11 protein-coding genes are annotated in these 11,997 nt (G+C 63.0%); 3 read left to right on the top strand and 8 right to left on the bottom strand.

Features of this window, described 5'->3' with window-relative positions:
* The first annotated feature begins 30 nt into the window (after positions 1-30).
* Both NKI85_RS05130 and NKI85_RS05125 read left to right on the top strand, forming a co-directional pair.
* A complete protein-coding gene (locus tag NKI85_RS05130) occupies positions 31-927 on the top strand; it encodes a UTP--glucose-1-phosphate uridylyltransferase (protein WP_352522580.1) in 897 nt (298 codons plus the stop codon).
* A 147-nt stretch (positions 928-1,074) separates the two neighbouring features.
* Complete coding sequence (locus NKI85_RS05125) at positions 1,075-3,495, top strand: polysaccharide biosynthesis tyrosine autokinase (protein WP_352522581.1); 2,421 nt, start codon at positions 1,075-1,077, stop codon at positions 3,493-3,495.
* Between the two features lie 16 nt (positions 3,496-3,511).
* Here the strand turns inward: NKI85_RS05125 and NKI85_RS05120 are convergent, their stop codons facing one another.
* Both NKI85_RS05120 and NKI85_RS05115 read right to left on the bottom strand, forming a co-directional pair.
* Positions 3,512-4,276, bottom strand: coding sequence for a metallophosphoesterase family protein (locus NKI85_RS05120; RefSeq protein WP_352522582.1), 765 nt, complete (start codon positions 4,274-4,276; stop codon positions 3,512-3,514).
* A gap of 181 nt (positions 4,277-4,457) precedes the next feature.
* A complete protein-coding gene (locus tag NKI85_RS05115; RefSeq protein ID WP_352522583.1) occupies positions 4,458-6,365 on the bottom strand; it encodes a propionyl-CoA synthetase in 1,908 nt (635 codons plus the stop codon).
* A gap of 172 nt (positions 6,366-6,537) precedes the next feature.
* Here NKI85_RS05115 and NKI85_RS05110 point away from each other — a divergent pair, with 172 nt between their 5' ends.
* Complete coding sequence (locus tag NKI85_RS05110; RefSeq protein WP_352522584.1) at positions 6,538-7,335, top strand: DUF2259 domain-containing protein; 798 nt, start codon at positions 6,538-6,540, stop codon at positions 7,333-7,335.
* Between the two features lie 284 nt (positions 7,336-7,619).
* On the opposite strand, the gene dhaK is transcribed toward NKI85_RS05110, so the two are convergent.
* The 6 genes from dhaK to dhaL are packed head-to-tail and all read right to left on the bottom strand — an operon-like array spanning position 7,620 to position 11,961.
* A complete protein-coding gene (dhaK, locus tag NKI85_RS05105) occupies positions 7,620-8,606 on the bottom strand; it encodes a dihydroxyacetone kinase subunit DhaK (RefSeq protein ID WP_352522585.1) in 987 nt (328 codons plus the stop codon).
* Positions 8,607-8,632: 26 nt separating this feature from the next.
* On the bottom strand, positions 8,633-9,055 hold the full coding sequence (locus tag NKI85_RS05100; RefSeq protein WP_352522586.1) for a hypothetical protein: 423 nt from the start codon (positions 9,053-9,055) through the stop codon (positions 8,633-8,635).
* Between the two features lie 8 nt (positions 9,056-9,063).
* Positions 9,064-10,665: a phosphoenolpyruvate--protein phosphotransferase gene (gene ptsP, locus NKI85_RS05095; RefSeq protein WP_352522587.1), complete on the bottom strand. Its 1,602-nt coding sequence runs from the start codon at positions 10,663-10,665 to the stop codon at positions 9,064-9,066.
* Positions 10,649-10,951 carry an HPr family phosphocarrier protein gene (locus NKI85_RS05090; RefSeq protein WP_352522588.1) on the bottom strand — a complete coding sequence of 101 codons (303 nt, stop codon included), beginning with the start codon at positions 10,949-10,951 and terminating at the stop codon, positions 10,649-10,651. Before NKI85_RS05090 ends, ptsP begins: the two co-directional genes overlap by 17 nt.
* A 21-nt stretch (positions 10,952-10,972) precedes the next feature.
* Positions 10,973-11,362 (bottom strand): dihydroxyacetone kinase phosphoryl donor subunit DhaM, encoded by a 390-nt coding sequence (gene dhaM / locus NKI85_RS05085; protein ID WP_352522589.1) that lies wholly within the window; start codon positions 11,360-11,362, stop codon positions 10,973-10,975.
* A complete protein-coding gene (dhaL, locus tag NKI85_RS05080) occupies positions 11,359-11,961 on the bottom strand; it encodes a dihydroxyacetone kinase subunit DhaL (protein ID WP_352522590.1) in 603 nt (200 codons plus the stop codon). Before dhaL ends, dhaM begins: the two co-directional genes overlap by 4 nt.
* Positions 11,962-11,997 lie beyond the last annotated feature (36 nt).

The raw sequence follows: 11,997 nt of genomic DNA, 5'->3' as shown, positions 1-11,997 counted from the left end.
TGAAATCGATCTCCTCAGAAGGAACATGCAATGAAAAAAGTCAGGAAGGCAGTCATACCGGTGGCGGGGCTTGGAACGCGGTTCCTGCCGGCGACCAAATCCATGCCGAAGGAAATGCTGCCGGTGGTCGACAGGCCTGTCGTGCAATATGCGGTGGATGAGGCGTTCGAGGCAGGCATCGAGCACATCGTCTTCGTCACCGGCCGTAACAAGGCGGTGATCGAGGACTATTTCGACCTACACCCTGAACTGATCGGAACCCTGGAGCAGAGCGGCAAGAAGGCGCAGCTCGAATCACTCGAGAGCCTGCTTCCTGTCGCCGGCGCAACGAGTTTCATCCGCCAGCAGTCGCCGCAAGGCCTCGGCCATGCCGTGTGGTGTGCGCGCGAAGTCATCGGCGACGAGCCCTTCGCATTACTTTTGCCGGACATGGTGTCCTTTGGAGCGCGCGGCTGTCTCGCCGAAGTCGCCGATCTTTATGCACAGACTGGCGCAAACGTCATCGCCGTCGAGCGTTGCGATCCGACCGAGACCAGCAAATACGGCATTGTCGGGCGCGGCGCGGATGTCGGCACGGGCTTCGAGGTGACGGCCATGGTCGAAAAGCCGGCTCCGGCCAACGCGCCGTCGAACTTCTACATCAACGGCCGCTACATCCTGCAGCCCGAGATATTCTCGCTGCTGGGCAGCCAGCAACGCGGCGCCGGCAACGAGATCCAGCTGACCGACGCAATGGTGCGCCTCGCACAGACGCAGGCCTTCTTCGCCCAGCCTTTCAACGGCCGCATGTTCGACTGCGGTTCGAAGGAGGGCTTCATCCACGCCAATGTCGCTTTCGCGCTGGCGCGGGAGGACATGAAGGGCCCGATCTTCGAGATGCTGCAGGAATTCGTCCGGTCGCATGAGCGTCGGGAAGAAGCCGCATAATGTCCATTTTTTCGAGGCATTGGGTGCGGCCGATGTGGCAGGACAGGCCGTTGGGCCACGCGCATCGCGCACTGTCCGGCGCAAGGTTTGCACCCTTTGTCCCGATCTTCGAGGCGGTAGCGCCTGCAAACTAGAATTGGACCGAAGATGAACTATGCCAATTTTCCTGTCGACAAGAGGACGCCATTGCCGACTTCGAGTGCGGCAAACGCCGAAGACTTCATCGACATCGAGCGCCTGCTTGGCATGGCCGCACGGCAGGCGAAAGTGGTTGCCGCCTGCGCCGTCATCGGTCTCTTTCTCGGCGTGCTCTATTTGCAGACCACGCCTCCTACCTACGTGGCGACGAGCAGCGTGCTGATCGACGAAGGGTTGAACAAGGTCGTCGACGACATTTCGGCGGCGTCGGTCAGCATGCAGACCGACTCCGCCGTTCTGAGCCAGATCGAAATTCTACAGTCGGCCAGGCTGGCGGGGGTGGTCGTCGACAAGCTGAAGCTCGATCAGAACGACGCTTTCATGAACCCTCCGACATCGGCCCTGTCGAAGGCCGCAAATTTTGTGCGTGGTATCATCCAGTCTGTCCGCCCCAAGCGCGCCGCGACCACAACCGATGTCAGTCAGCTTGATGCTGCGACGCGTGACGCGATCACCGCATCGTCGTCGCCCCGCGACTACGCAATCTTCAAACTGCAAAACCAACTCGATGCCGAGCGGATCGGCCGAAGCTTTGTCATCAGCATCTCCTTTCAGGCGACGGATCCGGCTCTTGCGACCGCCATCACCAAGGCCTACGCCGACGCCTATCTCGCCGATCAGCTCGATGCCAGCTTCGATGCGACCGAGCGGGCGGCGGTCTGGCTGCAAGGCCGGCTGACCGAGCTTCGTGAGAGCTCGCAGGCGGCCGCACTGGCGGTCGAAAAGTTCAGGGCCGAACATGGATTGGCCGTCAATGACGGCCAGCTGATCAGCGACAAGCAATTGTCCGATCTCAACACTCAGCTGATCGTCGCGCAGGCCGATACCGCACGTGCCGGCGCCCGCTATCAGCAGTACAAGTCGATCGTCGAAAGCGGCTCGGACAACGCGTTCAAGGACGCCGCGATATCGAACGACCAGCCGAGCAGTTCCGTCATCACGACGCTGAAAAACCGCTATCTCACTGTCGCCAAGCGGCAGCAGGACGTCGAAGCCAATTTCGGCCCGCAACATCCGCAGGCCGTCGCGCTTGCCAAAGAGAAGGCCGACATATCGGCGCAGATTTTCGGCGAGCTGAAGCAACTGACCGAAAGCTACCGCAACGAATACGAGGTCGCTCTGGCGCGCGAGACCGCGCTCCGCGCAAATGTCGCCTTGGCGGCAGGCAAGAGCTCCATCGACAACCAGTCGCAGGTCAAGCTGCGTGAACTGGACCAGAAGGCGACGGCGCTCTCGACGCTCTATCAGACATTCCTGAACCGCTATGAGGAGGCCGCACAGCAGCAATCCTTCCCGGTCGGCAAGATCCGGGTCATCTCCGACGCGACGATGCCACAGTCGGCCGCGACACCGCGGACGGCCATCGTGCTGGGGCTTTCGCTGGCGCTTGGCATAATGATGGGGGCCGGGGTTGGGGGCCTGAATGAATTCAGGGAACGGTTCTTCAGGACCGGCGAGGATGTGCGCGATCGCGTCGGCCTCAAATTCCTCGGCTACCTGCCGGTCATCGGCAAGGCTGGCAAGGACGACCAGCGCGACGGCGGTCAGCCCGACGTCAAGGTCGCCGAATCCAAGACCGCCAAGTCGTCCAAATCCCAGTCCTCCAAAACATTGTCGGCAGCCGAAAAACGTGCGCGCATGCGGGTCACCGTCGATGCACCGGCATCGATGTTCTCCGAGACGCTGCGCAACGCCAAGATCGCCTTCGACGTGGTGATGGAAGGCCAGGGCAGCCGGGTCATTGGCGTGGTCTCGGTGCTTCCCGGCGAAGGGAAGTCGACGGTGGCGGCCAATCTTGCCGGGCTGCTGGCCGCCAACGGATCGAAAACGCTGCTGATCGACGGCGACCTGCGCAACCCCGGCCTCAGCCGCAGCCTTGGCATGGAGGCCGAGCAGGGCCTGATGGAAGCGGTGGTGAGCGGGCGGACCTGGCAGTCGGTCGGCAAGATCGACCGGCAGACCAAGCTGGCGATCATCCCGGCCGTCCTGCGTGGCCATTTTTCGCATACCAGCGAGCTTCTGTCTTCGGCCGGCATGCGGCGCTTCATCGACAACGCCAAGGAAACCTTCGAATACATCATCGTCGATCTGCCGCCGCTCGGGCCCGTCGTCGACGCCAAAGCCTTCGCTCCGCTTGTCGACGGCTTCGTGCTGGTCACCGAGTGGGGACGCACGCCGCGTGCAATGGTGCAGTCGGTGCTGAGCTCGGAGCCCTATATCGCCAAGAAGATCATTGGTGCGGTCCTGAACAAGGTTGAACTGAAGAAACTGGCCAAGTATGGCTCGATCGGCGGCTCCGAAAAATTCTTCGACAGATATTCGAGCTATTACCTGGAAAAATCGGCAGCGCGCACAAAGGCGGCTGCCTGAGCGACGATATCGCGCTCTAGGAAAATATCAGTCTGGCGCGTTTGTCGGCGATCCTGACGGCGGTCAGCCGGCCGCTTTGGAAGGCGCCGGTGTCTATGCCAAGCCGGCGTCCCTCGAGCTTCGGAACCTCGACCGGCGTATGCCCGTGCACCACATAGCGGTCGAGAAGATGCGCGGCTTCGAAGAAGTCCGAACGGATATTCAGCAGGTCGTCCTCGTCTTGCGCGGCGAGGTCGATGCCGGGCCTGATGCCGGCATGAACGAACACGAATTTCGCCGAACAGACCATGACCGGCAGCGCGCGCATGAAGCTGATGTGGTCGGCTGGAATGATTTCCCGAATGCGCTTGTCGACCTCCTCGCTTGAACCGTAGAGATCGGCCATGCGCGACGGGTCGACGCCGTAGGAAAACAGCGTTTGCAGGCCGCCTATCGCCAGCCACGACTCTCTCGAAAGGATCCCGTCGAGGTAGTTCAGCATCACGACTTCGTGGTTACCGGCAAGGCAGATGCGCTGGAAGCCTTGGAGTGGCGGCGCCAGCAGATGATCGAGCACACGCGCCGACTGAGGCCCACGATCGACGTAGTCGCCGAGCATGATGATCAGCTTGCGCCCTTCGAAAGACGCAGAATCGAGCCGGATCTTCTGCTCCAGGGAGCGAAGCTCCTTATAGCAGCCATGCACGTCGCCGATCGCATAGACGACTGTGTCCCGGATATCGATCTCGAGCCGCTGGCGCGCCGCGGTCCGGGGCTTTCTCGATGGCTGGAACAGGGTCACGAATGGCGTCTCGTATGGCTATGAATGCGCCTCGATCTCGAAACAACATGGCGACGCAGCGCGTGGATACCACGTCTGGCACCGATCGTTCCATACCGGAGCTTCGGATGCCGACGGGATGCAGCGCGACGCGACCGGAAACGTCCGGCCGCGGATGATTTGCGCCGTCGGGTTTGAGTCCTTACAGGCCGATACCGCGGCCCTTCAGTGCGGCGGTGATCTCGTCGAGGATGGCCGGATCGTCGATCGTTGCCGGCATGGTCCATTCCTCCTTGTCGGCGATCTTCTGCATGGTGCCGCGCAGGATCTTGCCGGAGCGTGTCTTCGGCAGGCGCTTGATCGTCACCACCGTCTTGAAGGCGGCGACCGGACCGATCCGTTCGCGCACCAAGGCGACCACCTCGTTTTCGATCATACCGGCGTCGCGGTCGACGCCGGCATTCAGCACGACGAAGCCGAGCGGAACCTGGCCTTTCATAGCATCGGCAATGCCGACGACGGCGCATTCGGCGACGTCGGGATGCGCGGCCAGAACCTCCTCCATGGCGCCGGTCGATAGCCGGTGGCCGGCGACATTGATGATGTCGTCGGTGCGAGCCATGACATAGAGATAGCCGTCCTCGTCCATCATGCCGGCATCCGCGGTCTTGTAGAAGCCGGGGAATTCCTCGAGATAGGCTTGGCGAAACCGCTCGTCGGCGTTCCACAGCGTCGGCAGGCAGCCGGGGGGCAACGGCAATCTGACCACGACATTGCCGAGCGCGCCGCGCTTCACCTCATGGCCTTCATCGTCGAGCACGCGGATGTCGTAGCCGGGCATCGGCACGCCGGGCGAGCCGTATTTGACCGGCAGCAGGCCCAGTCCGGCGGGGTTGATGGTCATCGGCGAGCCGGTCTCGGTCTGCCACCAATGATCGACTACCGGCACGTTCAGCTTCTGCTCCGCCCATTTGATGGTTTCCGGATCGGCGCGCTCGCCGGCAAGGAACAAAGTGCGGAACCTCGACAGGTCGTATTTCGGGAGGAATTCGCCCCTTGGGTCTTGTCCCTTGATGGCGCGGAAGGCGGTTGGCGCGGTGAACAGCGCTACGACAGCGTGCTCGGCGATCACCCGCCAATAGGTGCCGGCATCGGGCGTGCCGACCGGCTTGCCCTCGAACAGGATGGTCGTGCAGCCATGCAGCAGCGGGCCGTAGACGATGTAGGAATGGCCGACCACCCAGCCGACATCGGAAGCCGCCCAGAACACTTCGCCCGGCTTGACGCCGAACTCGTTTTCCATCGACCATTTCAGCGCGACCATATGGCCGCCATTGTCGCGCACGATGCCCTTCGGCTGGCCGGTCGTGCCCGACGTGTAGATGATGTAAAGCGGATCGGTGGCAAGCACCGGAACACAGTCGACATTGGCGCCGGCGGCCCGCTCGCGCGCCACGGCGTCGGCATAGTCGATATCGTGATTTTCCCTGAGCTCGCAGCGCAGCTGGTCGCGTTGCAGGATGAGGCAGGTTTCGGGCTTGTGCCGCGACATCTCGATCGCCTTGTCGAGCAGCGGCTTATAGGCAACGACGCGCCCTGGCTCCAGGCCGCAGGACGCGGAGATGATCAGCTTCGGCTTGGCATCGTCGATGCGGGTGGCGAGCTCATGCGACGCAAAGCCGCCGAAGACCACCGAATGCACGGCGCCGATGCGAGCGCAGGCGAGCATCGCGAAGGCTGCTTCCGGCACCATCGGCATGTAGATGATGACGCGATCGCCCTTTTGAATGCCGCGATTCTTGAGCACCGAGGTAAGCGCAACCACCTCGCGCTTCAACTCGGCATAGGTGAATTTCCTGATGGTCCCGGAAATCGCGCTGTCATGTATCAACGCGATCTGGTCGGCACGGCCGCCCGCCACATGGCGGTCGACGGCATTGAAGCAGGTGTTGCATGAGGCACCATTGAACCACCGGCCATAGACGCCGGCATTGGCATCGAAAACGGTCTCAAAGGGCGAGAACCAGTCGATTGCGCTCGCTGCATCGGCCCAGAATTTTTCCGGGTCGCGTTTCCAGCCGTCATAGACCTCGTGGTAGCGTGACGCCATCCAGCTTCCTCCCCAGAAATGTTTGCTGCCGTTGAAATAGCGTATGCTGCTTTCTGTAACCATGGATTTGTGCTTTTCGTTTGCCGTCGTTCTAGTTTGACGGCAAGTGCAGGGGTCCTCGTGGTCTACGGGCTGATATCGGCCGAATTTTCGACATTGGGGGCAGGGCGCGATGAAACTGCGATACGAGCTTGGATTTGCTGTCGTTGCGACGCTGGCCCTGATGATTGCTTCAGCTGCTCAGGCCGGCGATGCGGCGGCACGGCGCATCATCGGCTTTTCGCCCGACGGCAACTATTTCGCCTTCGAGCAATACGGCACGCTCGACGCCGGTGCTTCGGATTCGGGCTGGTCGGAGATCGAAATCATCGACACCCGCACCGATGAGTTCGTCGGCGGCAAGCCGATCCTCATCGTCGACGAGATGGAGGATGCGACGCTGACGCTTGCGCAGGCGAGGGCACAGGCCGCCGAGCAGGCGGCGCCCTTGCTGGCCAAATATGCCATAGCGCCGCGCGGCGAGCGGACTGCCTTCGACAAGTTCACCTTTCCAGACGACATGGTCGACTACAACGACATTGCGCGTCTCGAGCAGGTCTCGCAGAAATGGCTTTCGCCGACCCATGACGAGCTTGGCATCTCGACCTTCCAGCTCGACCAGATCCTTGCCGACAGCACGGCGGATTGTTCAGCGAGTTTCGACGGGGCGCAGCAAGGCGAGACGACCGGCAAGGCGCTCGGTTTCCGCCTGACGCTGCAGGATCAGGACGGTAAGCCGATCAAGGTGCTGCACGAGGACAAGGCCGTACCCGGTCCGAGGAATTGCCCGACGTCCTACAGCCTGTCGGAATCCTACGCCTTCACCCCTGACGGCAAACCAGGCGTGCTTGTCGTGCTCGTGCAGCGCTTCAGCCAGGGATTTGAAGGGCGTGACCGCCGTTTCATCGCCGTGACCGGGCGGACGCGTTGAAAACGGCGCGCTGAACAGTCCTGTACCCGAGTTGCCCGCCTAAAGCGGCAGCGCAGCGAGCATAAGTCCGACACCGCCGGCGATCAGCAAGGCGGCTGCAAACATCTTCCCATGACGCTCGAACCCCGTCGGCGCCCGATCCCAATTGTAACGCATGCGCAACTCCCCAAACCCCGCCGATTCCTTATCTTACCTTGGGTGAGGAGGGCAACTGTCTGACGATGCGCGGCGTTGCCGATGTCGATCTTGTCACCGACTATTTCTGAGATATCCCCGCCATGGCGCTACATACCCCAACGCAGCGCGGCCGTATGCACTGGTGCATCCCACAATGCAGCGGCCTCATCGTCGAGCATGCTCAGCGTGATCGAACAGCCGGCCATGTCGAGTGAAGTGACATAGGAGCCGACCAGCGAACGGGCCACCGTCACGCCGTGCTTCTCGAAGATTTTGCGGGCGCTGTTGTACATCAGATAGAGCTCCATCAGCGGCGTGCCGCCGAAGCCGTTGACGAAGAGCAGTGCCTGACCCCTGGCGCTGTCGCCCAGATCGCCGAGGATCGCGGTGCAGATCTCCTCGGCGATGGCGTCAGCGCTCTTCAACGTGTCGCGCCGCCTTCCCGGTTCGCCATGGATGCCGACGCCGAACTCCATCTCGCCGTCGCCGATGTCGAAGGTCGGCTTGCCCGCCGCCGGCACGGTGCAGCTGGTCAGCGCCACGCCCATCGAGCGCGTCGCGCCGTTGACGCGCTCGCCGAGCGCCTTCAACGGCTCCAGTGCCATGCCTTGCTCGGCCGCGGCGCCGACAATCTTTTCCACCACCAGCGTGCCGGCGACGCCGCGCCGGCCGGTGGTGTAGGACGAGTTTTCGACCGCGACATCGTCATTGGTCACGATTTGCATGACGCCCTCCGAGATTTCAGCGGCCATGTCGAAATTCATCACGTCGCCCTCGTAGTTCTTGACGATGAACAGGCAGCCGGCGCCCGTGTTGACGACTTCAGCCGCCGCCATCATCTGGTCCGGCGTCGGCGAGGTGAACACCTGGCCGGGGCAGGCGGCATCCAGCATGCCATGTCCGACGAACCCGCCATGCAGCGGCTCGTGACCCGAGCCGCCGCCGGAGATCAGCGCCACCTTGCCCGACTTGAGCAGCTTGCGGCGGACGAATTTGTGTTCGTCGCCAAGCGCCAGGATATCGGCATGCGCGGCAACGAAGCCGTCGAGGCTCTCGGTCAGCACCGTATCGACCGAATTCAGAAATTTCTTCATGGCTGTCCTCCCGAAATAGCCCAGCGTCAGCTGCCCCTGCCGGCAATGCTGGTGATCTTCTGGATGAAATCATTGACCGCCCGGTCGAGCGCCGCGTTCTGCTTGTCGTCGCCGAAATCGGGAACGATTAGCGAGACATGCCGTGTCTTGCGCATGCCTGACGCCACCGACATCCTTCCCGGATGCGCCAGATGGTAGGCGGCAAGAAAATGATCGCGTTCGGCCGGGCTGAAATGGCAGACAGAGAAGATAGCCGGCAAATGCTTCGACGGGATCGGCGTCGAATAGGCCGGGCTGGAAATCTGCGTGACGAAACTGCGATGCTTGCCCAGCGCGTCGGCGAGGCGCTGGCGCATGCCGGACGGGCGCTGGTCGATCACCTGCGACAGGATTGTCTTGTAGGCGCGGATCGCCTCTTCGGGGCCGGATTGAGACGCCTTGTCTGCCATGCCGGCGCCTAGATCGACATGTCCGCGATGGCCGCCTTGGCCATGGCGAGTTGGGCGGGAGCGACGGAGAGATCACGCAGGCCGGCTTCGAGCAGCGCCGGGATCGAGGCTGGGTCGCCGCCGGCATCGCCACACAGGCTGACCGGGATCTTGTGCTCGCGGCCGAAGCCGGCAACCGAGGCGATCAGCCGGAGAACGGCACGGTGCCTGACGGAATTCAGATGCGCGACCGACGCATTGTCACGAGCGGCGGCCATCACATATTGGGTCAAATCGTTCGATCCGATCGAGAAGAAAGCGGCCCTGGCGAATGCCTCCGGCGCAATAGCCACCGAAGGCACCTCGACCATGATACCAAGCGGCGGCATCCTTTGCTCGATACCGCGTGCGGAAAGGCCGGCCTGCTCTTCCGCGAACAGCGTCGCGGCGCGCTCATACTCTTCCGGGACGGCGATCATCGGGAACATCACCTTCAGATTGCCGTGCACGGCGGCGCGTAGCAAGGCGCGGATCTGCACGCGAAAGACCTCCGGACGCGCCAGCGACAGCCTGATCCCTCGCAGGCCGAGGAAGGGATTGGTTTCCTCGACGGTGAGGCCCGGCACAGGCTTGTCGCCGCCCGCATCGACTGTGCGGATGGTCACGGGTCTGTCGCCTGCCCATTCCAGCACCTTGCGGTAGGCGCGATATTGCGTCTCCTCGTCCGGCAGCGTCTTGCCGAACAGGAATTCGGTCCGCATCAGCCCGACACCGTCGCAAGTCGCGACATCAATGCTGTCGACATCGGATGGATCGGCGATGTTGACCTGCACCCGGACCGCTACGCCGGTCTTCGTTGCTGCCGGCCGCGTCAGATAGGCTGCCGCTTTGTCGCGATGCGCCGCGAACGACGACGATGATCGCCGGAATGCATCGATCTCCGCTTTCGACGGCGCCAACACAATGCCGCCATGCTCAGCGTCGAGCAGCGCGATTTCGGCAAGGTGAGCCGGCGAAGCACCGAACCCGGCCGGCCCAAGACCCACTACCATGGGTACGCCGCGCGATCGCGCCAGCATGGCGACATGGCTTGCGACACTTCCGGCTTTAAGCGCTATGCCGCCGCCGGCACTCCAGTCGGTTTCGAGGAAGCGCGTCGGTGCGATATCCTCGCCGTAGAAGATTGCACCCGCCGGGGCGGCAATGTCGCCGCCCCCGGTCAGCGCGCGCAGCACCTGGTCGCGTATATCGCGCATGTCGGCGGCGCGAGCCCGGAAATAGTCCTCATCGGATGTTTCGTAGCCGGCTATCTCGGCGTCGAGTGCTTGCCGCCAGGCCCTATCAGCGGCTGTGCTCTCGGCAATGTGCGAAAAGGCCGGACCGGTCAGCGCGTCGTCCTCCAGCATGGCGAGCTGGAATTCGAGGATCTCGGACGCCTCGCCGTCACTGGTTTCGATCAATGCGGCGAGCCGGCCTGCGGCAATGCCGATGGCGGTCTCAAGCGCCGCCTTCTCGTCCGCGGCACTCGCCTTGCGGACATAACGCACAGCAGCCTGATCCAGGTCGAACAGCGGCCCCTCGGCATAGCCGGCCGATGCCGAAATGCCCTGCAGCCTAAGCGGTTCGGGCATGGTCCTTGCCTTCGTCGAAATCGCGCCGCACCAGCTCGACCAGCGCGCCGACCGCCTCGCCGGCGCCGTCGCCCTTGGCCCTGATATGCAGGACAGTACCTTTCGGCGCCTTCGCTGCCATCACCTTGACGATGCTCTTGGCGTCGAACCACGGCCCGTTGGCGGCGACCGCCACTTCGACCTCGGCCGAAAACGTCTTGGCAAGCTTGGTGAATTTCACCGAGGGGCGCGCATGCAGTCCAACCTCATGGGTGATCAGGACGCTGGCTTCGGCTGCTGCGGACATGCTGTCAAAATTCCCGTTCGTTCACGACGGCGACAATTCGTGCGCCGTCGCCACCACTTCCCTGAGCGAGGCGCCGCCGGAAGCCTCGGTCGCCGCCATCACCGCGCCTTCGACGATCGGCGCATTGCAGACGATGATCTTCTGGGCGCGTGGTTCGCCGATCATTTCGACCGCCATCTCGCTATTGGTCTCGGCGCCGCCGAGGTCGACGAGGATTGCGACACCCGCCTCCGACCAGGCCTTGTCGATGGCGCCTATGATCGCCTCGACATTGGTTCCCAGCCCGCCATGGCCGTTTCCGCCGCACCATGCAAGCGGCACTTCGTCGCCGACCATCTGCCGCACCATGTCTGCGGTGCCTTCGGCGACCAGCGGCGAATGCGATACGATGACGATGCCGACATTGCTCATGCGCGCCCCTCGATTGCTTCGGCGACGGCCCGCACCAGAAGTGCGGTCGAGCGTGCTCCGGCATCCATATGGCCGATCGAACGGTCGCCAAGGAAGGAGGCGCGTCCGCGCAAGGCCTTCATCGGCACGGTCGCCTCGGCTGCATTGTCAGCAATATCGACGATTTCCCCTGCTGTCTTTCCCCGCAGCAGGGCTTCATGCACCGGCTGCAGCACGTCGAGCATGGTCTTTTGCCCGGCCTGCGACTTGCCTCTGGCGGCCACCGCTTCGATTGCCTTGCCGAAGGCTGCGGCCAGATTGGCGCGATTCGGCACGGCGGAAATCTCCTTGCCGAGCGCCATGAACAGCGTGCCGAACAAGGGCCCGGAAGCTCCGCCGACCGTCATCACCAGTTTGGTGCCGATCGCCTTCAGCGCCTCGGGCAACGGCTTTGCCGCGAACGCGTCGGCCTCGGCCCGCACTGCCTCGAAGCCGCGTTTCATGTTGAGCCCATGGTCGCCGTCGCCGATCGCCTGGTCGAGCCTGGTCAGCTCTTCGGCATGGGCGGCGATCGTGTTTGCCGCCGCCTTGATCAGCCTGGAAAGATCCGCTGCCGCCATGTCACCCATGCTCCTGGCCCCTGCGCTGACGGCAGT

This window comes from Mesorhizobium sp. M0571 (genome assembly GCF_040320985.1).
GTDB lineage: Bacteria > Pseudomonadota > Alphaproteobacteria > Rhizobiales > Rhizobiaceae > Mesorhizobium.
The sequence above is the reverse complement of the archived record's forward strand: the minus strand, read 5'-3'. Positions and strand labels throughout refer to the sequence as shown.

Excerpts from the sequence above, each read along its gene's own strand:
- NKI85_RS05130 (WP_352522580.1), top strand. The coding sequence starts at position 31 with ATGAAAAAAGTCAGGAAGGCAGTCATACCGGTGGCGGGGCTTGGAACG.
- NKI85_RS05125 (WP_352522581.1), top strand. The coding sequence starts at position 1,075 with ATGAACTATGCCAATTTTCCTGTCGACAAGAGGACGCCATTGCCGACT.
- NKI85_RS05115 (WP_352522583.1), bottom strand. The coding sequence starts at position 6,365 with ATGGCGTCACGCTACCACGAGGTCTATGACGGCTGGAAACGCGACCCG.
- NKI85_RS05110 (WP_352522584.1), top strand. The coding sequence starts at position 6,538 with ATGAAACTGCGATACGAGCTTGGATTTGCTGTCGTTGCGACGCTGGCC.
- dhaK (WP_352522585.1), bottom strand. The coding sequence starts at position 8,606 with ATGAAGAAATTTCTGAATTCGGTCGATACGGTGCTGACCGAGAGCCTC.
- NKI85_RS05100 (WP_352522586.1), bottom strand. The coding sequence starts at position 9,055 with ATGGCAGACAAGGCGTCTCAATCCGGCCCCGAAGAGGCGATCCGCGCC.
- ptsP (WP_352522587.1), bottom strand. The coding sequence starts at position 10,665 with ATGCCCGAACCGCTTAGGCTGCAGGGCATTTCGGCATCGGCCGGCTAT.
- NKI85_RS05090 (WP_352522588.1), bottom strand. The coding sequence starts at position 10,951 with ATGTCCGCAGCAGCCGAAGCCAGCGTCCTGATCACCCATGAGGTTGGA.
- dhaM (WP_352522589.1), bottom strand. The coding sequence starts at position 11,362 with ATGAGCAATGTCGGCATCGTCATCGTATCGCATTCGCCGCTGGTCGCC.
- dhaL (WP_352522590.1), bottom strand. The coding sequence starts at position 11,961 with ATGGCGGCAGCGGATCTTTCCAGGCTGATCAAGGCGGCGGCAAACACG.